Origin of the sequence: Hydrogenophaga pseudoflava NBRC 102511 (assembly GCF_001592285.1) — a bacterium.
GTDB lineage: Bacteria > Pseudomonadota > Gammaproteobacteria > Burkholderiales > Burkholderiaceae_C > Hydrogenophaga > Hydrogenophaga pseudoflava.
The window spans coordinates 62,647-82,726 of the sequence record NZ_BCWQ01000003.1; the positions used below are offsets into that span (position 1 = coordinate 62,647).

Consider the following 20,080-nt stretch of genomic DNA (forward strand, 5'->3'; position numbering starts at 1 on the left):
ACAGCGGGCCCGGCACCGCGCCGAACCCGTGGCTGCAATGTCGCGCCCATTGCGGACAGTTTTGGCCCTCAATCAAAGTTAGAGTGCGGCCATGCTGTCATCGTCCTCACGCCTGCTGCGCGTCCTCTCGCTGCTGCAGACCCGCAGCCACTGGGCCGGCCCCGAGCTGGCCGAGCGGCTTGAGGTTCACCCGCGCACGCTGCGGCGCGACATCGACCGGCTGCGCCAGCTCGGCTACCCCATCCACGCCAGCAGCGGCGTGGCGGGCGGCTATGCGTTTCGCGCGGGGCAGTCGCTGCCGCCGCTGCTGCTGGACGACGAAGAGGCGCTGGCCGTGGCCATTGCCCTGCAGATCGCCGCGGCCGGCACCGTGAGCGGCGTGGAAGAAAGCTCGCTGCGCGCGCTGGTGAAACTGGAACAGGTGATGCCCACCCGCCTGCGCCGCCGCACGGGCGCACTGCGCTCGGCCATCGTGCCGGTGCAGCGCATGGGGCCCACCATCGACGCCAGCGTGCTCGCCACCCTGGCCACGGCCTGCCGCGACCAGTTGCAAGTGGGGTTCAGCTACCGCGACCTGCGCGGCCAGGCCAGCGTGCGCCAGGTGCAGCCGCACGGGCTGGTGCACACCGGCCACCACTGGTACCTCGTGGCCTGGGACCCGGCGCGCGACGACTGGCGCACCTTCCGCATCGACCGCGTGCAGGGCACACCCCGCACCGGCGCGCACTTCGCGCCACGCCCGCCGCCCGCGGGCGACCTGCGCGCCTACGTCACCGGGGCCATGGCCGGCGTGCACCAGCAGGGCGAGCAGGCGCGCGTGGTGCTGCACCAGCCGCGCGAGGTGATGGCGAAAACCATTCCCCCATCCGCCGCCACGCTGGAAGCGATCGACGACGCACACTGCCTCATGCTCTGCGGCACCGGCCAACTGGACTCGCTGGTCTACTGGCTCATGGCGCTGGACGTGGAGTTTGATGTGCTGGAGCCGCCCGCGCTGAAGGAGCGGCTGCGCCGGGCGAGTGAGCGGGTGGGAAGGAGTTTGGCGCGGGGTGGGGGGTAGGTCTCGGCGGCTGTGGCGAAAAGTTTGGGTCTACTTTAGGCTCAAGTGGTCTTCTGCGTCACGCGCTCATCCTTAAAGGCGTCCATGTGTTTCGATAGTCGGCCGCGTGGGACCCAACATACAACGCAAGCGACCCAGGCATCCTTCATCGAAATTCCCGACGTCCATGAACATGAGGTACGCTATCAACCGCAGTTACTCATTAACCAATTCACTGCATTTGGGTATTCGCTGACATACTCATTTCCTATAACGCACAGAAAAGGAGGAGTGCAATGCGCGCTTTGTTAGACGTCATCCCCACTGCGGAACAACTCGCTCTGTTCTCGCGAATCAGGACCGGCACGGAAATCATCAGAGGTGCAGCCGGAAGTGGCAAGACCACGACCGCACTCCTCAAGCTACGTGCTGCCGTCGGCTTCTATCTCAATCGACAGCGTCGCATGAAGGACGCATCACCTGTCCGTGTACTGGTGCTCACTTTCAACCGTACATTGCGCGGCTATGTGGCAGAGCTTGCCAATCGTCAAATTGCCAGTGGTGACGAGGTGATTCTTGAAATTGACACTTTTTCGCGTTGGGCAAAGGGGCTGCTCGGAAATCCCGAGATGATCGAGCATGACGAGTCGGAGGACTTGCTCAGTCGTGGAGCTGGGGTACTTAATTTGCCTGTTGCTTTCGTCCGTGAAGAGGCGCGTTATGTCATGGAGCGTTTCCTGCCCAATGACTTGCCAACATATTTAGGCACACGCCGAGACGGTCGAGGCACCATGCCACGGATGGAGCGGTCAACGCGGGAAACTCTACTCGATCAGGTGATCTATCCGTATCTCGAATACAAGCAGACGTCAGGCAAGTTAGATTGGAACGACTTGGCGATTCGACTTGCATCGGAAAAACAGGCAGCGTACGACATTGTGATCGTCGATGAAACACAAGACTTCTCGGCCAATGAGATTCGTGCAATCATGAATCAGTTGTCGGAAAATCACACGGTGACATTTGTCTTGGATTCGACTCAGCGCATTTATCCACGAAAATTCAATTGGGCCGAAGTCGGTGTGAATCTGAGTGCAGAAACAAGTCACAAACTGACCTCAAATTACAGAAATACCAAGCAGATTGCGCAGTTTGCGGCCTCAATACTCTCTGGAATGACCGTTGATGACGATGGGACGATACCAAATTTCAGCAGCGCGTCGCGACAGGGGGAGGTGCCTACTGTCATTACAGGGCGGTTCACGGCACAGATGGCTTTCGCAATCCAAAAGATCAAAACATCGATCGATCTATCAAAAGAGTCGGTTGCCTTCCTACATGCAAAGGGCGGTCGCTGGTTTAATGAACTCAAAGATTGTCTTGCTCGGGAGGAGCTTCCTTATGTTTCCATCGCGCGGAAATCTGATTGGCCGGAAGGTGTGGAAAACATTGCATTGAGCACCTTGCATTCCGCCAAAGGTCTTGAATTTGATCATATTTTTATTCTTGGCCTTAATGCTGAGGTCGTACCGGTTGATGACGAGAGCTCTGATATCCCAGATGCAGAAAAATTGAACGCCATTCGTAGGCTCGTTGCAATGGGTATTGGGAGAGCGCGGCAGACAGTGACGATTGGATATAAAGCATCTGATGCACCAGGAGTCGCTGCATTTTTTGACGACGCTGTATGTCGAAAGATTGCACTGTGAGCATTTCTAGTTTCATTGCCCAGCGCGGCATCAGAGAGTTGCTTCACTTCACTACCAATCGCGGGGCTTTGGGCATCTTGGCGTCTAAGGCTCTAAAATCCAGAGAGAGGCTGGGTGCAGATCCTCAATTGGAGAAAATCTTTTTCCCCAATGCCGAGAACCGCTCACGCGATGCGCAGTGGCTCGATTATGTGAATCTTTCCGTATCACAGATCAACGAGAGGTTCTTCTCCATTTCTGCAAGAAACTGGCACAGGGATAAGGATTTCTGGTGGGCAATCATTTCTATTCATCCCGATGTGATGACCCACGATGGCGTTTACTTCACGACCACAAATAATATGTACTCAGGTGTGCGCCGACAGAGTGGGTTGATAGGTTTGGAGTCTATGTTTGCGCCTCGAGTCACCCAGTGGGCGGGAAATGTTGTAACGCGATCCACGAATGCCCCGCTGAATGCGCCGACCTGCAATCAGGCCGAAGTCTTGTATCCAGCACAGTTGTCCACGCAGTATGTTCGCTGTATCTACACTCACAGCGGGAGGGATGCGGATGAGTTGGCTGGGCAAATGGCGGCCGTGGGCCATGAGCCAATTGCAATTGAGGTACGACCAGAGCTTTTTGGAGAGATCACATGACTCACGGCACACCATTGGATAGAAGAGAGCGCACCATCTCTTCGGCTTTGTGGGCGGCGTATGGTGATGCTATTGGCTTTACGACCGAATTGGCGGATGCTTCCTTGGTGAAGCGGCGTACCGGCCAGGCAGGTCCTGTAGCTACCACCGTGCCATGGCAGCGCCTCATTGGGGGGCGCTTCGGTGCACTCATTGACTTGCCTGCAGGCACGTACTCTGACGATACGCAATTGCGGCTAGCAACCGGGCGATCCATTCGCCACGACGGTTTCTTTGATGTTGAGTCGTTTGCAAAGATCGAGCTGCCAGTGTGGCTCGCGTATTCGTTGGGAAGTGGGATAGGGAGCAAGACGGCGGCTTCATCGCTTAGCAGTAGCTCTACCACGTGGTACAGCAACTTCTTCCGAACCACCAAGGCAACATACGTTGACGGTGGGGGGAACGGTGCTGCGATGCGTGTGCAGCCGCATGTATGGGCTGCTACCGACCTCCGAAAACCTAGCAGCTACCTAGGCGACGTGGTAAGGAATTCCATTGCTACTCATGGACATGTGCGTGGGATTGCGGGTGCAATGATCCACGCTGAGGCACTTGCGTTTGTGTTTCGCGAAGGCAAACTCCCGAATCCAGATCAATGGATGACCTTTAGTTCGACCGTGCGCCTGCTTCCTGAAATTGTTCATAGTGACAGTGATCTGCGTACATTCTGGCTACCCACATGGCAACGCGAAAGCGGATGCTCTATTGAGGATGCTTCATTCACCGTAGCAGATGAGTGGCGTGAGTCTTGCGCAATTGCAGGGAGTTCGCCGCTGGAGACGCGAGAGGACTACATAGTAGTGGTTGAGCGGCTCTCTGGCCTCCGTCCAGAAGAACGGGGTTCGGGTCTCAAGGCTTCATTGTTTTCGCTTTGCGCTGCATGGGCGTTGAGAAGGCGAAGCCCGAGTGAGACACTCGATTTAGTTGCCAATCTTTTAAATAGTGACACAGACACGATTGCCACTATGGCGGGAGCATTGATCGGGGCGCTGCCTGCGCAGCCACTTCCCGAAGGGGTGGTTCAAGATTCTGACTACATTCGTAGCGAGGCAGTGCGACTCTTTGATGTGAGCCAGCGACAGAGTAAGCAAAGCTTTACGTATCCCGACTTGTTGCACTGGCAGCTACCGAAATCACCTCTCGATGTGCTAGGTCGAGAAGAAGAACGCTTCGCGCTTCACGGTCTTGGTCTTGTTGAAGCCCTCAACGAGCCCTATGCAACAAGGCAGGCGGACACCGCATATCAATGGTTCAGACTACCATTTGGTCAAACGGTGTTGTGCAAGCGTCGCTCGGTTCCGCGTCCAATCCCGCCCACAGCATTGCCAACACCGGAGCCGCTCCTGGCGGCCGTGAATACACGAAACAGGTACGCCATGCATAATCAAGAATTGTTCACCTCGAAGCCGGAAGAGGAATTGAAGAACGAAGTTCCCAGTGAGCAACACACGCAATCGCTTGATGTTGCAACCGACGAGGCGATTATTCGTTCGGAATTCAATCCCGTTGTCATCGGGCGACAGTTACTCAGTTATGCCGATGCAGAGAATGGACTTGAACTTGCGGTGGCCTATGCTGCGATTGTCGTCAAGGCAAGGCAGGCGAGGCTGAAGCGCAACAAATCGCGATAGTTAATGTGTTCATGATTTATTGAGGCGAAGTTTTTGGGTCGTTTCAGATACATAACTTTCAGGATTCGCGTGTCTTGATTTGCCATTGCATCCAATCCTGACATTACCGTTCTCTTGGGCGCAGTCCATAGCATGGCAAGCAACACTAAGCTGGCGAACAGACTCTGGTAGAGATGCCTTGAACTTCCGCTTCTGTTCGATAGTGGCTGTATCTATCTTCATCTTTGAATAGATACTCCCGCTGCGTTTTGGTCAGTCGCACCCAGAGCGGGTGCTTAACGTCAGTCCTACCGAGCAAGCCACTCCCGCCAGCTCCCCAGCTCGGTGATCTCGGTCCCACCCTCGACCCCGATCGCCTCGCACACAAACCCGCTCACCCACGTCCCATCGGCCAGCTTCACCTTGCCGATGCCCAGCGGGGCGGGGATGCCGTCGACGAAGCTGCCGAAGTGTTCGGCGGGCAGTTCCCAGACTTCCATGTCGATCGCGGCGCCGCCTTCGTTGACGCGCACCATGCCGGGCCGCTGGACCGGGCCGCCGGCGAGGGCGTAGAACTTGTATTCGGGCGCGGACTGCACCGCGCCGAGCAGGCGCGCGCCGCGCTGGGTGAGTTGCCAATTGAGCGGCAGGCCGCTGAGGTGGGCGCCGCAGACGGCGACCTTGACGGTGCCGGCAGTGTTGGAGCCTTTGGGCAGGTCGGCGCTGTGGATGGCGGGGGTGTCGGCCAACTTCGCTGATGTGGCGCCGAGTGACAGCGCGGCCTGCGCGCGGTGGAAGCGATCGGCCAGGCGCAGAAGGGGCACGTCCTTGAACGCGGGGGCGGCCAGGGTCACGCCCCAGGGCAGGCCTTGCGCGTCGCCGCTGGCCTGGAAGCCGGCGGGCACCGCGACGGCGGCGTAGTCCAGCAGGTTCATGAAGTTGGTGTAGTAGCCCAGGTTGCTGTTCAGGCGGATCGGGTCGGCCTGCATGTCGGCGATGCGGTAGATGGTGCCGGCGGTGGGCGTGAGCAGGCAGTCGATGTCGTTCCACACCGCGTCACACACGTGCTTTAGGGCCTTGAGGCGGTAGCTGGCCGCAAAGGCGTCGGCCGCGGTCTTGGTCTTGCCGCCTTCGATGATGGTGCGCACGGGCGGGAACACGGCGCCCGGCTGCGCGTCGATGAAGTCCTGGATGGCGACGTAGCGCTCGGCCACCCACGGGCCTTCGTAGAGCAGGCGCGCGGCGTCGAGGAAGGGCGTGAGGTCGATCTCGACGGCGGTGCCGCCGAGGGCCTTGAGGCGTTCGACCGACTCGGCGAACAGCGCGGCCGCGGCGTCGTTGCCGAAGAAGTTGAGGTCCTGCGGGCGCGGCACGCCGAAGCGGAAGGGGCCGGCCGAAAAGTCCACGCCGAAGGGCTTGGCCGCGCGGCTGAAGGCGTCGGCCGCGTCGGGCACCGCAGCCACGGCCAGCACGGCCTGCGCATCAGCCGCGGTGAGCGCGAAGATGGAGACGGTGTCCACCGACCGGCAGGCCGGCACCACGCCGGTGGCGGACAGCAGGCCGATGGTGGGCTTGAGGCCGATGAGGTTGTTGAAGCTGGCGGGCACGCGGCCCGAGCCGGCCGTGTCGGTGCCCAGCGAGAAGCTGACCCAGCCCTTGGCCACGCTCACGGCCGAACCGCTGCTGGAGCCGCCCGAAACGAAGTCAGGGTTGAAGGCGTTGCGGCAGGCGCCGTAGGGCGAGCGGGTGCCGTTGAGGCCGGTGGCGAACTGGTCGAGGTTGGCCTTGCCCAGCGGCACGGCGCCGGCCGCAATCAGCTGCTGCACGAGGAAGGCGCTTTCCGTGGGCGTGTACGCGTATTCGGGGCAGCCCGCGGTGGTGGGGATGTGCGCGAGGTCGATGTTGTCCTTGATCGCAAACGGCACGCCGTACAGCGGCAGGCTGTCGGGGTCCACGCCATCGAGGTGCGAAACGTAGGGCTCGATCTCGGCGTCGGTCAGGCGGTGGATGAAGGCGTGGTTCGCGTCGGTGGCGCAGCGGCGCATGGCCTCGGCGATGACGGCGCGCACGGGGGTGCCGGCGGCGTAGGCGGCGCGCAGGCTGGCGAGGTCGAAGGACAGGTCTTGCAGGTTCGTGGTCATGGGTGGGCTCCGCTGATTCGGTTCTGTTCAGTCTTCGGTGACGAGGACCAGCACGTCCTGGCCGGCGGCCACGGGCGCGCCTTCGCGGCACATGAGGCGGTGCACGGTGGCGTCCTGCGGCGCGAGCACGCTGAATTCCATCTTCATGGACTCGACGACGAGCAGCACGTCGCCCGCGGCCACGCGCTGGCCTTCGCTGACCAGCACCTTCCACACGCTGCCGGGCACGCTGCTGGCCAGCGGGCGGCCGCCGGGCGGCAGGTCCAGTTCCACACTCGCATCGGCCGCGGCCACGTCGGCGTCGCCTGCGTAGCTCAGCTGGCCGCTCGCGGCCCAGCGCTCGCGCTCGGCGTCGAACGACGCCTGCTGTTGCGCCTTGAAGGCGCCGATGCTTTGGGCGTTGTCGGCCAGGAAGCGGCGGTAGTCGCGCAGGCTGAACGTGGTCTCTTCGACCTGCAGCGCGTAGCCGCCGTGCGGGAAGGCGGCGCGGATGCGCAGCAGCTCGTCCTGATCGACCGGCACGAAGCGGATCTGGTCGAAGAAGCGCAGCAGCCAGGGCTGCTCGAACACCGAGCCGGGCTCGCCATGCCGCCAGCGGTTCCACATCTGCAGCGTGCGGCCGACGAACTGGTAGCCGCCGGGGCCTTCCATGCCGTAGACGCAGAGGTAGGCGCCGCCGATGCCGACGGCGTTCTCGGGCGTCCAGGTGCGCGCGGGGTTGTACTTGGTGGTCACCAGGCGGTGGCGCGGGTCCACCGGCGTGGCCACCGGCGCGCCCAGGTACACGTCGCCCAGGCCCAGCACCAGGTAGCTGGCGTCGAACACGACCTTGAACACGTCGTCGATGCTGTCCAGCCCGTTGATGCGGCGGATGAACTCGATGTTGCTCGGGCACCAGGGCGCGTCGGGCCGCACCGACTGCATGTACTTCTCGATGGCGAGTTTGGTCTGCGGGTCGTCCCAGCTGAGCGGCAGGTGCACGATGCGGCTGGGCACTTCCATGTCGTCCACCGCGGGCAGCGCGGCTTCGGCCTCGACCAGCACCTTCAACAGCTCGGCGCGCGACACCTTGGATGGATCGAAGTGCAGCTGCAGCGAACGGATGCCGGGCGTCATGTCCACGATGCCGGGCAGGGTGCCCGCTGCCATGCGCGCTTGCAGCGCCTGCATGAGCACGTGCACGCGCAGGCGCAGTTCGATGTCGAGCACCAGCGGGCCGAACTCGACCAGCAGGTAACGGTCGCCGGCCTGGCGCACCACCATGGCGGGCACGGCCTCGTCTTCGCGCGCGGGGTCTTCGTGGACGACCGGCGTGGGGTGGGCCGTGGCGTCGTCGGTGGGCGTGGCGGGCAGGGGCTGCGTGAGCGAGGTCAGCGCGGCCTCGACCATCGCGCTGCGGTCCAGCGCCTGATCGAGCGAGAGGCGGTGGAAGCGCACCGTGTCGCCAGGGCGCAGCTGGCCGAGCTTCCAGAGTTCGGCGTCCACCACCACGGCGGGGCAGACGAAACCACCGAGGCTGGGGCCGTCGGGGCCGAGGATGACCGGCATGTCGCCGGTGAAGTCGATGGCGCCGATGGCGTAGGCGTTGTCGTGGATGTTCGACGGGTGCAGGCCGGCCTCGCCGCCATCGGCCCGCGCCCATTGCGGCTTGGGGCCGATCAGGCGCACGCCGGTGCGGCTGGAGTTGTAGTGCACCTCCCAGTCGGTGGCGAAGAAGGTGGTCACGTCCTCGGGCGTGAAAAAGTCGGGCGCGCCGTGCGGGCCGTAGAGCACGCCCACGTCCCAGTGGTGGGTGAAGGCGGGCACGGTGTCGGGGGCGGCGCTCACGTCTGCGGTGCCGGCGCCGGGCGCGGCCAGGTGCAGCACGTCGCCGGTGCGCAGGTGGCGGCCGGCGTGGCCGCCGAACTGGCCGAGCGTGAAGGTGCTGCGGCTGCCCAGGTACAGCGGCACGTCGAAGCCGCCGCCCACGGCCAGGCACAGGCGCGCGCCGGCCTCGGCCCGGCCGATGGCGAGCACGCTGCCGGCAGCCACACGGTGGCTCTGCCACATCGGCAGCGGCGCGCCGTCGAGCAGCACCTTCACCGGCGCGCCGGTCACGGCGATCACCGCGTCGGCGTTGAAGCGCAGCGTGGGGCCGGAGAGCGTGATCTCCAGCGCGGCCGCGTCGTCGGCATTGCCCACCAGGCGGTTGGCCATGCGGTGGGCGTAGGCGTCCATGGGGCCGCTGGGCGGCACGCCCACGTCCCAGTGACCCAGGCGGCCCGGCCAGTCCTGCACGCTGGTCTGCACGCCGGGCTCGACCACTTCGACGGTCGCGGGGCGGAAGTGGAAGCTGTTGAGGAAGCGCGTGACCTGCCGGCCCTCGCGGAACACCGGGTCGCGCACCACCTGGCGCAGGTAGCCCAGGTTGGTCTCGATGCCAGCCAGGCGCGTGGCGGCCAGTGCGGCGTCCAACTTCGCCAGCGCCTGCTCGCGGTCGGGCGCGGTGACGATGAGCTTGGCCAGCATGGGGTCGTACCAGGCGGGCACCTCGGTGCCGCGCTCGACCCAGCCGTCCACGCGGGCGTCTTGCGGAAACACCACCTCGGTCAGCAGACCGGCGCTGGGCTGGAAGTTCTTCGCGGGGTCTTCGGCGTACAGCCGCACCTGGATGGACGCGCCCTGCGGCGTGGGCGCCAGCGTGGCCAGCGGCGGCAGGTCGCCGGCGGCGAGTTGCACCATCCACGCGACCAGATCGACCCCCGTGACCTGCTCGGTCACGCCGTGTTCCACCTGCAGGCGCGTGTTGACTTCGAGGAAATAGAACTGGCCGGTGGCCGCGTCGTACACAAACTCCACCGTGCCGGCCGAGCGGTAGTTCACCGCCTGCGCCAGCCGCACCGCGGTGGCGTGCAGTTCGGCGCGCTGCGCGTCCGTCAGACCCGGCGCGGGCGTCTCTTCGATCACCTTCTGGTTGCGGCGTTGCACCGAGCAGTCGCGCTCGCCCAGCGCGAGCACCGTGCCCGCGCCGTCGCCGAACACCTGCACCTCGATGTGGCGCGCCTGCTCGACGTACTTTTCCAGGAAGAGTCCAGCGTCCTTGAAGTTGGCGCTGGCCAGGCGCTGCACGGATGCGAACGCGTCGCTGAGTTCGTCTTCGCTCCACACCAGGCGCATGCCGATGCCGCCGCCGCCGGCCGTGCTCTTGAGCATGACCGGGTAGCCGATGCGCAGCGCCTCGGCGCGGGCCTGAGCCGCGTCGGCCAGCAGGCCGGTGCCGGGCAGCAGCGGCACGCCGCGCTGTTCGGCCAGGTTCCGCGCCGTGTGCTTGAGGCCGAAGGCGCGCATCTGCTCGGGCGTAGGGCCAATGAAGGCGATGCCCGCGTCTTCGCAGGCCTGGGCAAAGCCCGGGTTCTCGGACAGGAAGCCGTAGCCGGGGTGGATGGCCTCGGCACCGCACTCGCGGGCGATCTGCAGGATGCGCTCGGCCTTGAGGTAGCTCTCGGCCGCGGGCGCGGGGCCGAGCAGGTAGGCCTCGTCGGCCTCGCGCACATGGCGGGCCTGCGCGTCGGCTTCGGAATACACGGCCACGCTCTGCACACCCAGGGCTTTGAGCGTGCGGATGATGCGGCAGGCGATGGCGCCGCGGTTGGCGATCAGGACCTTGCGGAACATGGGCTCTCCGGTGGCAGGCCGTCCTGCCGAGGGGTGTCGCGCAGCAGGCCGTCCTGCTGGCCGGTGGCAAGGAAGGGGGTCAGGCCGGGTCCCAGACGATCAGCTGGATCGGCGTGGGGTTGTAGGCGTTGCAGGGGTTGTTGAGCTGCGGGCAGTTGCTGATCAGCACCCACAGGTCCATCTCGGCGCGCATCTCCACGTACTTGCCGGGGCCGGACACGCCGTCGTCGAACTTCAGCCCGCCTTCGCCGGTCACCGGCACGTTCATGAAGAAGTTGATGTTGGGCACCAGGTCGCGCTTGGTGAGGCCCATGTCGGCGCGCTGCAGGGCGATGAGGTAGTTGTCGCGGCAGCTGTGCATGAACTTCTTCTGCAGCGCGTAGCGCACGGTGTTGCTCTCGGCTGCGCATGCACCCCCCAGCGTGTCGTGCCGGCCGCAGGTGTCGGCCACGATCGTGAGCATGGGCCGCGCCTCGTTGCTGCGGATCACCGAGCCGGTGGTCAGGTAGATGCCGCCCTGGTGCAGCATGGTGTCGGTGGCGCTGTAGTGCTCGGCCAGGTCGTCGCGGTTGTAGAAGATCACGTCGGCGGCCTGGTTGCCTTCGAGGTCGACGATGCGCAGGGTCTGGCCCTGGTTGACGGCGAACAGGATGGGCTCGCCCGCGGGGTGGCGCTGGTTCATCACGGCGGTGGCCGGGTCGAGCGCGCTTTCCTGGATGCGGATGTCGGTGGCGGTGATGGCGTTCATGTCGTCGTCTCCTCGCTCACAGGTAGAGCATGTCGCTGTTGTGCAGCGCGCGCGCGTTCTCTGGGCGGAAGGCGCGGCAGGCGTCGTTGGCCGGCGCGGCGCCGCAGCGCCAGGCCAGCAGGCCGACCTTCTTGGGCGACCATTCGGTGGACGGGTCCAGCGGGTGCGGCGCGCTGGAGACCGCGACGATCACGTCCATGTCGAAGCGCAGCTCGACGAAGTCGCCCGCGCGGCTGTGGTCCTTCGCGAAATGGAAGCGGCCCTGTTCGTCGACGCTGACCTTGCTGAACAGGTTGACCGGCGCCACGAGGTCGCGCTTGGTCAGGCCGTACTTGCCGATCTCGATCAGCAGCCCGTCCTTGCCCGAGCGGTGCATGGCGTTGCGCGCCTTTTCGTAGGGCAGCGCGCCGTACTTCGCGTCCATCAGCTCGTTGTCCAGCAGCGCGCCCAGCGGGTCGTGCCAGCCCAGGCTGTCGGCGGTGACGCTGGCCATGCTGCGGCCCATGTCGCTCATCAGCACATGGCCCTTGCCGTAGTGCGCGGTGTGCTGCGCCTTGAGGCTGTCGGGCATGTTGTAGCGCTCCAGCTTTTCCAGCGCGGAGTACATGACCACGCTCACGTTGGCGCCGGCTTCCAGCGCCACGAAGCGGATCGCGCTGCCGCGCGGCATGCGCCAGCCCCAGTGGCTGCCGCCGGGCATCGCCTCGCTCCACATCGCGTGGCCGGTGTGCACGCCCGCCAGCGCCGCTTGCGGGAAGCGCTGCCACAGCGCGGGCGCGTCCACCGGCATGGCGGCCGGCGGGTTGGAGGGGATCACGCTCAGCGGGTCGGTGAGCGTCTCGGGCAGGGGGTAGGTGTTGGTGGGTGTCATACGGTCTCCGCGGTCAGGCCACTGAGGCGCTGCAGTTGTTCAAGGTCAGTCTTCATGCCCGAGGTTTCCCGGATTCGTTCGAGGATCTCGCGCTTGAGGCGCAGGAACTCGGGCGCGTGCTTGAGGTCCTGGTCGCGCTGGTCGCCGAAGGGCACGTCGTAGACGGTGTCGATGCGGCCCGGGCGCGGCGCCATCAGCACCACGCGGCCGCCGAGGTAGATGGCTTCTTCCACGTCGTGGGTGACAAAGACGATGGTCGCGCGCTCCAGCCGGTGCACGTGGCGGATCAGGTCGTGCATCACCTCGCGCGTCTGCGCGTCCAGCGCGCCGAAGGGCTCGTCCATCAGCAGGATGCCGGGCCGGCCCATCAGCGCGCGCGCGATCGCCACGCGCTGCTGCATGCCGCCCGAGAGCTGGTTGGGCCAGGCGTTGGCCGAGGCCTGCAGGCCCATCAGGCGCAGCAGCGCGTCGGCCCGGCCCGAGGCCGCCTCGACCTGGGCCGAGGTGTGGTCCTTGCGGTGCGCGGCGAGCTGGCGGCAGAACTTGATGTTCTCCATCACCGACATCCAGGGGTAGAGGCTGTAGTGCTGGAACACCATGGCGCGGTCGATGTCGGGGCCGGTGACGGGCCGGCCGTCCACCAGCAGCTCGCCGCTGGTGTGCGTTTCCAGCCCGCCGATGGTGCGCAGCAGCGTGCTCTTGCCGCAGCCCGATGCGCCGACGAAGGTGACGAACTCGTTGTGCGCGATGTCGAGATTGATGTGCTCCAGTGCGTTCAGCGGCGCGCCGTCGAAGCGCTTGTGCAGGTCGCGGATCTGGATCTTGGGGACCAGGGGGTTGAAGGCGGGAAAGCGCATGGCGGTCAGCCTTTCAGGTAGAGCCAGGGGAACGCCTTGCGGTGGGCGAGGCGGAACAGCTGGTCCGTGGCCAGGCCGATGAGGCCGATGACGATGATTCCCGCGAAGATGGTGTCGGTCTGCAGGAAGCGCTGCGCGCGCAGGATGGCGTAGCCCAGGCCCGAGTTGGCCGCCACCAGCTCGGCCACCACCAGGTAGGTCCAGGCCCAGCCCATCGTGATGCGCAGCGTGTCCAGCAGCGCGGGCTTGGCGCTGGGCAGGATGACTTTTTCGATCAGCTCGCTGCGGGTCGCGCCCATGGTCTGCGCGGCCTCGACCTGCGCGGCCGGCACACGCCGCACGTCCTCGGCCACCATCAGCACCATCTGGAAAAAGGTGCCGATGAAGATGATGGCGATCTTGGAGCCCTCGTCGATGCCCACCCACAGCATCACCAGCGGAATGAAGGCCACTGCCGGCATGTAGCGGATGAAGTCGGTCAGCGGCTCCAGCAGCGCCTGCACCGAGCGGAACGAGCCGATGAACAGGCCCAGCGGCAGGGCAATCACCGCCGACAGCAGAAAGCCCGCGACCACGCGGTAGGTGCTGATCGCCATGTCGTTGAGCAGGTCGTTCTCGGTCAGCCACACCCAGAACTTGCCCAGCACCGCCGCGGGCGAGGGCATGAAGGTCGGGTCCAGCCCGCCCCAGGCGGCCAGCGCGGCCCAGGCCAGCAGCGGCAGCACGAGGCCGGAGAGCGCGAGCACCCAGTAGGCGCGGCGGTTGATGGGCGCGCGCACCGTCCAGAGCGAGGACAGCGGGCGGCGCGCTGGCGGTGGCGCGGGCACCGCAGACGCCGTGGCCGGCGGCACCAGCAACGGCAGCGAAGGGGGAGACGTGGACATGCGCGGGCTCCTGTTCGGGGGGACGACGGCCAGAGAGGCTCGCGCAACCGCATCAGCGGCATGCCAGCTTCTCCCGGGCTTTTGTCCCTCCGTGGAGCCACACGATCGTGGCCGACCGCTCTCGGACCAGGCGGCGCTGCGGACTACATATATATGTGTCGGTGTGCAGCGCCCGGAACCCTAGCGGTCATTCAAGGCTGCGACGTGGGATACACGACGCCTCTCTGGCCAGAGACTAAGCAAGTTAGATGCCAGAAAAAAACAGGCCCTACAAGGTGCTCTGCACCAAGTAGGGGCACACACGTTTGATGTACGGCCTGCTCAAGAAGACTCCGATTGTGTTAGACCGCCGATAAACCTGATTTCGCGTGTTGCTCGCAGAGCTGCTTTCTGTGCTCATTGCTTAACAACATGGACTACCATCCCTTCTCATATCAAGCCATTGGAGCCGAAAAATGAGAGACCTTGGTCAGATGGGAGAGAGCACCTTCAGACTTTGGTGCAACCAAGCAGGTCTTGTTGCAAATGATTCGAAGATCGATAGAACTGGTTGGGACTACCTTGTTGAATTCTCAATACCAACAAAAACCACTCCGACAACGCTTCATCACCCTGCAATAGAGTGCAAGGTTCAAGTCAAAGCCACTGACAATAATTCTAGAAAAATATCAATAACGCTATCCAATCTTCGGCGCCTCGCTACGGCCCAGATGCCGACCTTTGTAATAGTGATCGAATTTGACAAGAAGGAGGTAGCACAACGAGCCTTTTTAGTACATATTGACGAGAAAATGATTACAAAGATCCTTCGGCGATTGCATGAACGAGAAACTATTCAAGAGTTATTCGATCATCACAAAAGCTCAATGCAAATTAGCTATGGCGAAGAAAACGAAATCCCATACCTCAACGGCGAATCACTCAAAGCAGGCATAGAACGATTCATTCCCAACGGAATGAGCGCATACGTAGCCGACAAAAATAAGCATCTCGCATCGACGGGCTTTGAAAAAGGATACGCCCACATACGATTTAGCACTGATGGCGAGCAGGGGGCCATTGATCTAATTGACGTATCCATAGGGCTAAAGCAGTCTACAAAAATATCAAATTTCACAGGCTTTCATTCAAGATTCGGCATTACAAGCAAGAAGCCTATATTCGAGAGCGACTCCGGAATCCTGGAGATGCCGGACATAAAACCAACGACAATCGGGACAATCTGCTTTAGAGAATCAAAGCTTTTGCCGGGACTGGTTTTCCCATGCAAGGTCTATTCGTCACCCTTAAATCTGGCAGTCCCAAGAAAACTAGAAAAATTCCGCATCGATGGCGAACACTTCGATATCAGCATGAATCCCCATACGGGCGCTGCCCAATATCGATTCAAAACAGACGAAAATACTGAACTGCCCATCACGCAACTCAGGGACGTCATTCGGCTAATGCGGCTAATGACCACCTCCGGCAAAAAAGTTCTTGTCAGCATTTTCTTAGATGGGGCAGATAAGGTCGAATTTTCATTCGACTCACCAAAGCAGGATTTCGAATTCTCGGAACTACTGGATGCTCTTGAGTCATCAGTAAAGATATGCCAACAGTTTGACCTAGGCCAACCAATAAAGGCCTCCCTAAAGAACATTGGAGGCAATGGAAAATCAATTATTAATTTTTGTGCAATATTCGATACCAAACAGCCTGTTTTCCGATGTGACTTTTCAGTGCAAGGCGACGGATTTGACGAAAATAAGCCTGTCGCATGCATTAACCTAGTATCCATAAACATCGGAGATCATGTTTTGGGCGCACTTGTTGTTACGAAGGGCCGCGCACTCTCTTTGGAGCCCAATCGCTATTCACTAATATCGAGCACCGCCGAAATAAAGCTGAAAATCACCTCGGACGAGCGAGGAACAATAAACAAAGATGACCTAATTGAAGCAGTCAAGACCATCGAAGCCGACTACCTAAATAATTTCCAAGTCATCACGTTGCCGATCTAGGGTTATGTATTCCATGCGATCAATTTCGCACTGCACCGGAAAGTCGGCACAGCGAACATTTCGGCTTCACGCCCTCCTGCTCAAATCGGAGGAGTACTGCTTTTGGAAACTTCGCTCCAAAGCGTTTTAAATCCCATGACCCCCTGGCAACTCCAGCAAATGATCAAAGCCTCCGGCTGGCCCCTGGCCTCGGAGCATCTCGCGCCCGGCTCCGATTTCAATGCGCGGCTGGAGGGCGGGCTGGTGCCGCTGCATTGGGCCTGTGCGGGCGGCAAGGCGGGGGTGGTCAAGTTCATGATCGAGCACGGCGCCAACGTGCTGGACGCGGCCGATGACGGGCAGACGCCGCTGACGATGGCGGTGGACTCGGGCAGCTTTCAGGTGCTGATGCTGGTGATCGACAAGCTCAAGGCGCTGGGCGCGCCGCCGCCGGACGAGGCGCTGCGCCGGCAGATGGCCGAGACCTTCGGCCAGAGCCACACCGACGCGAAGAACCGGTTGCTGCAGACGCTGCGCGACTGGGACCGCCTCGCGAAGAAGCAGCGCCCGCCGGCGGGCTGAACCGCGCCGAGGGCTCTACGCCCCGGCGTCGCCCTGGCCCAGCCGGCGCTGCACCGCCGACTCTTCATCTACCGCCCGCTCGAAGCGCTCCAGTCCGATCTGGTTGAGCACACGCTTGAACTCGCAGGCCACCTCGGGCTTCAGCTCGGCGACCCGCCGCGCTGCGGCGAGCGACACCGCGTCGAGTTCGTCCGGCGGCACGCAGCGGTAGACCAGGCCCCAGGCCAGCGCCTGCGCGGCGTCGAAGGGCTCGCCCAGCAGCGTCAGCGCCTTGGCGCGCATGGGGCCGATGGCGGCGGGCAGAGTGGCCACCAGGCCACCGGTGACGAAGACGCCGAGCGAGGCTTCGGGCAGCTTGAACTTCGCGCTGTCGGCGGCGAAGACGATGTCGGCGTTCATCGTCCATTCGAAGCCCGCGCCGACCGTCCAGCCGTGCACTGCAGCAATCACCGGGCAGCGGTGCGCGACGATGGCGCGCGAGACGGCCTGCACGAGTTCCAGGTCTTTGTCGGTCGGCGCGGCGCTCACGTCGCGGCCGGCGCAGAAGGCGCGGCCGTTGCCGCGCAGGCGGATGGCGCGCACCGCGGGGTCGGTGGCCGCCGTGTTGAGCGCTTCAAGCAGGGCCTCGGCCAGCGGGTTGTGGATGGCGTTGAGCTTGTCCGGGCGGTTGAGCGTGAGCGTGAGGACGCCGGCGTCGGTGGTGTGCAGGAGTGTGGATGTGGCGGGCATGGCGCAGGCTAGCAGGGTTTGGCGTGTAGGACCTGTCCTACCAGCAGACTGCGCGTTCACCGATGCCGGGGCAACGGCATGACCAACAGAATGAATCACAACCGAAAGGAGTGCCTCATGACACAACAGACTGGATTCATCGTTGGCAAGGTCGAGTTCCGCCCGGGCGATGGCGCCCTGATGCGCATCCCGAAAGGCCCGGTGGAGATCGAGACCACCAAACTCGAAGCCACCCTGAGCTGGGTGGAAGGCGAAACCCACGGGGCTGCGGCCATGCCGCTGGCGGACTTCAAACGCTACGTGACCCAGGGTGCGATTGCACTGCACTGAACGCGGTGGGGGCGTGAACAGCGGTGTGCGATTGACACCGTTTGTCACGCCCTCGCGGGCGGGCGGCACTACATTGCGCGCCCTGAAAGGAACATAAAAATGGACAAGTCGTTGATCAAGGGCATGGCCGTGGGTGGCATCGCCACGGTGGTGCTGGGGGCCGGCGCGGTCTCCGGGTACCGCACGCTGGCGCAGCCCAAGGAGGCCGAGGTGGTGGCCGTGAAGCAGGTGCTGCAGACCGTGTCGACACCGCAGGTGCGCTGCGAGAACGTGCAGGTGCGCCGGCAGGCGCCGGTGAAGGATGAGCACCGCATCGCCGGCACGGTGATCGGCGGTGTGGCGGGCGGCCTGCTGGGCAACCAGATCGGTGGTGGCAACGGCAAGAAGGTGGCCACGGTGGCGGGCGCGGTGGCCGGGGGCTACGCCGGTAACCGGGTGCAAAAAAATCTGCAGGAAAACGACGTGGTCACGACCACGGAGCAGCGCTGCAAGACGGTGCAGCAGAAGTCGCAGCGGCTGGTGGGTTACGACGTGACCTACCGCCTCAACGGCCAGGAGGGCAAGACGCGCACGTCTTTTGAACCCGGCGCCACGCTGCCGGTGAAGGACGGGCAGGTGGTGACCACGCCGCCGCCGACGGAGGCGCGCTCGTAAGCCGGCCCGGGCGCCGCGCTCACGCCGTCAGCGTGAGCAGGATGTCGGCGTACCAGGCGCAGTTCAGCCCCAGGGATTCGTCCTGCACACGGTCGCGGTTGCCCATGTCCATGCGCGCCGAGTGCACGCCCAGCAGCTGCCATGGCAGTGGTGCGCCGTCGCGCGTCATGCCGTGGTGACGCGTCACCACCGGCGCCCCGCTGGTGCCGCGGTGGGTGCGCGCGTCGGTGAGAAAGAAGCCCCGGCCCTGGAAGCGCACACCAAACGGTGAGGCGATGGCCGCGTGGCGCAGGACCGGCAGCTGGTACACCGTGTCGCGAAAGCCCAGCGGGAAGCCGGCGATGCACAGGGCCGCATCGATGGGCACGCTGTCGAAGTCGCCGGGCAGGTGCTCCGGCGTGAAGGCGAAGACGATGGCCCCTTCGGGCAAGGCCTCCCGGTCAATCTCCAGCACGCCCACGTCGATCTCGCCACCGCCGTCGGTGCCCTGGCGCCAGACGGCCGTCCCGTTCGCATACAGCAGCATGGAAAACTCGGTGCAGCGCGAGAGGTTCTGGGCGTCCAGGTGCAGCGTGATCGCCAACCGGCTGGGGTGGTGGTGGCTGGGTTCGTCGATCAGCACATGGCGGCTGGTCACAAGGAACAGGCGGTCGTCGCGCTGGAAGAAGAAGCCGGAGGCGTTGGTCAGGGCGATGTCACCGTCGTAGGTGGTGATGCCTGGCGTGGCGAGGAACAGCGGGTCCACGGCGGGTGTGGGAGCGGTCGACCGGTCGGCAGGAGCTGCGTTCATGCCCGCAGTGTCGGCGCTTTCGGGTGTCTGTGCCATGTGGGTGCTGCTATGACCCGGGCGGGCGGTCCAGGTAGGCCCGCACCAGTTCCTTGAGCCGATCGCGCCCGAAGCTCGGGTCGTGGCCGGCGTGCACCACGTTCACCGGCAGGCCGAGCAGGCGTTCCATGGTGCGCGCGTAGGCCGCGCGGTCGGAGTGCGGCAGGGCGTCGAGCAGCGGGCCGTCGTAGACCGCATCGCCGGAAAACAGCGTGCCGGTGGCCGCCTCCCACAGGCCGATGCTGCCGGGCGAGTGGCCGGGCAGGTGCAGCACCTCGAAGTGGCGGTTGCCCAGGTCGATGACGTCGCCGTCTTCGAGCTCGCGCGTGACGGTGGCCTGTTTGATCTCCCAGGCCGAGAGGTCGTAGTCCGGCCGGGGCAGCGCGGTGAGCGCGGCGCCGCCGGTTTCGTAACCGGGCGCCGCGAAGTCCAGGTGCTGGAGGTCGATGTCGCCCAGCGTGTAGGCCGGGTCGGCGCCGCGCAGGCCGGGCGCTTCGAGCCGGTGGCACCAGCACTCGGCGAATTCGTGGTGGCCGCCCACGTGGTCCAGGTGCACGTGCGTGGCGAGTGCCGCGACGCGATGGCCGAACAGGTGGCGCGAGGCCTGGTAGAGGCTGCTCACGCCCAGGCCGGTGTCGACCACGAGGTCGATGTCGCGGCCGCGGATGTGCCAGATGTTGCAGCGGAGCAGCGGCACGACGTGGGGCTCGGTGATCAGCGTGAGGCCGTCGCCGAGGGAACGGAATTCAAACCAGTCGCCCTCGAGGGTGGGGAGCATCGTGGGCCT

17 protein-coding genes and 1 riboswitch are annotated in these 20,080 nt (G+C 63.8%); of the genes, 8 read left to right on the forward strand and 9 right to left on the reverse strand.

Features of this window, described 5'->3' with window-relative positions:
• Positions 1–91 precede the first annotated feature (91 nt).
• The 4 genes from HPS01S_RS05125 to HPS01S_RS21450 all read left to right on the forward strand — a co-directional run bounded on the left by HPS01S_RS05125 (position 92) and on the right by HPS01S_RS21450 (position 5,056).
• Entirely contained in the window at positions 92–1,060 is a 969-nt protein-coding gene (locus HPS01S_RS05125) for a helix-turn-helix transcriptional regulator (RefSeq protein ID WP_066151963.1), read from the forward strand.
• 275 nt (positions 1,061–1,335) lie between these two features.
• Positions 1,336–2,748 (forward strand): 3'-5' exonuclease, encoded by a 1,413-nt coding sequence (locus HPS01S_RS21440; RefSeq protein WP_084397065.1) that lies wholly within the window; start codon positions 1,336–1,338, stop codon positions 2,746–2,748.
• Positions 2,745–3,386: a DarT ssDNA thymidine ADP-ribosyltransferase family protein gene (locus HPS01S_RS21445; RefSeq protein WP_084397067.1), complete on the forward strand. Its 642-nt coding sequence runs from the start codon at positions 2,745–2,747 to the stop codon at positions 3,384–3,386. The genes HPS01S_RS21440 and HPS01S_RS21445 overlap by 4 nt, the downstream gene beginning before the upstream one ends.
• Complete coding sequence (locus tag HPS01S_RS21450) at positions 3,383–5,056, forward strand: ADP-ribosylglycohydrolase family protein (protein WP_084397069.1); 1,674 nt, start codon at positions 3,383–3,385, stop codon at positions 5,054–5,056. Before HPS01S_RS21445 ends, HPS01S_RS21450 begins: the two co-directional genes overlap by 4 nt.
• A gap of 287 nt (positions 5,057–5,343) precedes the next feature.
• On the opposite strand, the gene atzF is transcribed toward HPS01S_RS21450, so the two are convergent.
• The 6 genes from atzF to HPS01S_RS05155 form a co-directional block, all read right to left on the reverse strand.
• Entirely contained in the window at positions 5,344–7,176 is a 1,833-nt protein-coding gene (gene atzF / locus HPS01S_RS05130; RefSeq protein WP_066151966.1) for an allophanate hydrolase, read from the reverse strand.
• 27 nt (positions 7,177–7,203) lie between these two features.
• Entirely contained in the window at positions 7,204–10,830 is a 3,627-nt protein-coding gene (uca, locus tag HPS01S_RS05135; RefSeq protein ID WP_066151970.1) for an urea carboxylase, read from the reverse strand.
• Between the two features lie 79 nt (positions 10,831–10,909).
• Positions 10,910–11,578 carry an urea amidolyase associated protein UAAP2 gene (locus tag HPS01S_RS05140; protein WP_066151973.1) on the reverse strand — a complete coding sequence of 223 codons (669 nt, stop codon included), beginning with the start codon at positions 11,576–11,578 and terminating at the stop codon, positions 10,910–10,912.
• A gap of 16 nt (positions 11,579–11,594) precedes the next feature.
• Positions 11,595–12,293, reverse strand: coding sequence for an urea amidolyase associated protein UAAP1 (locus HPS01S_RS05145; RefSeq protein ID WP_066152528.1), 699 nt, complete (start codon positions 12,291–12,293; stop codon positions 11,595–11,597).
• Between the two features lie 152 nt (positions 12,294–12,445).
• Positions 12,446–13,306 (reverse strand): ABC transporter ATP-binding protein, encoded by an 861-nt coding sequence (locus HPS01S_RS05150; protein WP_066151976.1) that lies wholly within the window; start codon positions 13,304–13,306, stop codon positions 12,446–12,448.
• Positions 13,307–13,311: 5 nt separating this feature from the next.
• Entirely contained in the window at positions 13,312–14,190 is an 879-nt protein-coding gene (locus tag HPS01S_RS05155) for an ABC transporter permease (protein WP_084397070.1), read from the reverse strand.
• A 68-nt stretch (positions 14,191–14,258) separates the two neighbouring features.
• Positions 14,259–14,385: riboswitch (guanidine-I (ykkC/yxkD leader) on the reverse strand.
• A 260-nt stretch (positions 14,386–14,645) separates the two neighbouring features.
• On the opposite strand from HPS01S_RS05155, the gene HPS01S_RS21715 reads away from it, so the two are divergent.
• Both HPS01S_RS21715 and HPS01S_RS05160 read left to right on the forward strand, forming a co-directional pair.
• On the forward strand, positions 14,646–16,193 hold the full coding sequence (locus HPS01S_RS21715) for a DUF4365 domain-containing protein (protein WP_157576107.1): 1,548 nt from the start codon (positions 14,646–14,648) through the stop codon (positions 16,191–16,193).
• Between the two features lie 159 nt (positions 16,194–16,352).
• Positions 16,353–16,754, forward strand: a complete 402-nt coding sequence (locus HPS01S_RS05160) for an ankyrin repeat domain-containing protein (protein ID WP_169803932.1) — start codon at positions 16,353–16,355, stop codon at positions 16,752–16,754.
• Positions 16,755–16,769: 15 nt separating this feature from the next.
• On the opposite strand, the gene HPS01S_RS05165 is transcribed toward HPS01S_RS05160, so the two are convergent.
• Positions 16,770–17,483, reverse strand: a complete 714-nt coding sequence (locus HPS01S_RS05165) for an enoyl-CoA hydratase/isomerase family protein (RefSeq protein ID WP_066151981.1) — start codon at positions 17,481–17,483, stop codon at positions 16,770–16,772.
• Positions 17,484–17,600: 117 nt separating this feature from the next.
• Between HPS01S_RS05165 and HPS01S_RS05170 the strand changes: the two genes are divergently transcribed.
• A complete protein-coding gene (locus HPS01S_RS05170; protein ID WP_066151984.1) occupies positions 17,601–17,813 on the forward strand; it encodes a hypothetical protein in 213 nt (70 codons plus the stop codon).
• A 99-nt stretch (positions 17,814–17,912) separates the two neighbouring features.
• Positions 17,913–18,467, forward strand: a complete 555-nt coding sequence (locus HPS01S_RS05175) for a glycine zipper 2TM domain-containing protein (protein ID WP_066151987.1) — start codon at positions 17,913–17,915, stop codon at positions 18,465–18,467.
• Between the two features lie 19 nt (positions 18,468–18,486).
• On the opposite strand, the gene HPS01S_RS05180 is transcribed toward HPS01S_RS05175, so the two are convergent.
• Both HPS01S_RS05180 and HPS01S_RS05185 read right to left on the reverse strand, forming a co-directional pair.
• On the reverse strand, positions 18,487–19,257 hold the full coding sequence (locus HPS01S_RS05180; RefSeq protein ID WP_066152533.1) for a trypsin-like peptidase domain-containing protein: 771 nt from the start codon (positions 19,255–19,257) through the stop codon (positions 18,487–18,489).
• A gap of 46 nt (positions 19,258–19,303) precedes the next feature.
• Entirely contained in the window at positions 19,304–20,071 is a 768-nt protein-coding gene (locus HPS01S_RS05185) for an MBL fold metallo-hydrolase (protein WP_066151990.1), read from the reverse strand.
• Positions 20,072–20,080: the final 9 nt, after the last annotated feature.

Bases quoted from the DNA above. Each gene is read 5' to 3' on its own strand.
- HPS01S_RS21450 (WP_084397069.1), top strand. From the start codon at position 3,383: ATGACTCACGGCACACCATTGGATAGAAGAGAGCGCACCATCTCTTCG.
- HPS01S_RS05125 (WP_066151963.1), top strand. From the start codon at position 92: ATGCTGTCATCGTCCTCACGCCTGCTGCGCGTCCTCTCGCTGCTGCAG.
- HPS01S_RS05175 (WP_066151987.1), top strand. From the start codon at position 17,913: ATGGACAAGTCGTTGATCAAGGGCATGGCCGTGGGTGGCATCGCCACG.
- uca (WP_066151970.1), bottom strand. From the start codon at position 10,830: ATGTTCCGCAAGGTCCTGATCGCCAACCGCGGCGCCATCGCCTGCCGC.
- atzF (WP_066151966.1), bottom strand. From the start codon at position 7,176: ATGACCACGAACCTGCAAGACCTGTCCTTCGACCTCGCCAGCCTGCGC.
- HPS01S_RS05170 (WP_066151984.1), top strand. From the start codon at position 17,601: ATGACACAACAGACTGGATTCATCGTTGGCAAGGTCGAGTTCCGCCCG.
- HPS01S_RS05160 (WP_169803932.1), top strand. From the start codon at position 16,353: ATGATCAAAGCCTCCGGCTGGCCCCTGGCCTCGGAGCATCTCGCGCCC.
- HPS01S_RS05180 (WP_066152533.1), bottom strand. From the start codon at position 19,257: ATGAACGCAGCTCCTGCCGACCGGTCGACCGCTCCCACACCCGCCGTG.
- HPS01S_RS05185 (WP_066151990.1), bottom strand. From the start codon at position 20,071: ATGCTCCCCACCCTCGAGGGCGACTGGTTTGAATTCCGTTCCCTCGGC.
- HPS01S_RS21440 (WP_084397065.1), top strand. From the start codon at position 1,336: ATGCGCGCTTTGTTAGACGTCATCCCCACTGCGGAACAACTCGCTCTG.
- HPS01S_RS05140 (WP_066151973.1), bottom strand. From the start codon at position 11,578: ATGAACGCCATCACCGCCACCGACATCCGCATCCAGGAAAGCGCGCTC.
- HPS01S_RS05165 (WP_066151981.1), bottom strand. From the start codon at position 17,483: ATGCCCGCCACATCCACACTCCTGCACACCACCGACGCCGGCGTCCTC.
- HPS01S_RS21715 (WP_157576107.1), top strand. From the start codon at position 14,646: ATGAGAGACCTTGGTCAGATGGGAGAGAGCACCTTCAGACTTTGGTGC.
- HPS01S_RS05145 (WP_066152528.1), bottom strand. From the start codon at position 12,293: ATGTGGAGCGAGGCGATGCCCGGCGGCAGCCACTGGGGCTGGCGCATG.
- HPS01S_RS05150 (WP_066151976.1), bottom strand. From the start codon at position 13,306: ATGCGCTTTCCCGCCTTCAACCCCCTGGTCCCCAAGATCCAGATCCGC.
- HPS01S_RS05155 (WP_084397070.1), bottom strand. From the start codon at position 14,190: ATGTCCACGTCTCCCCCTTCGCTGCCGTTGCTGGTGCCGCCGGCCACG.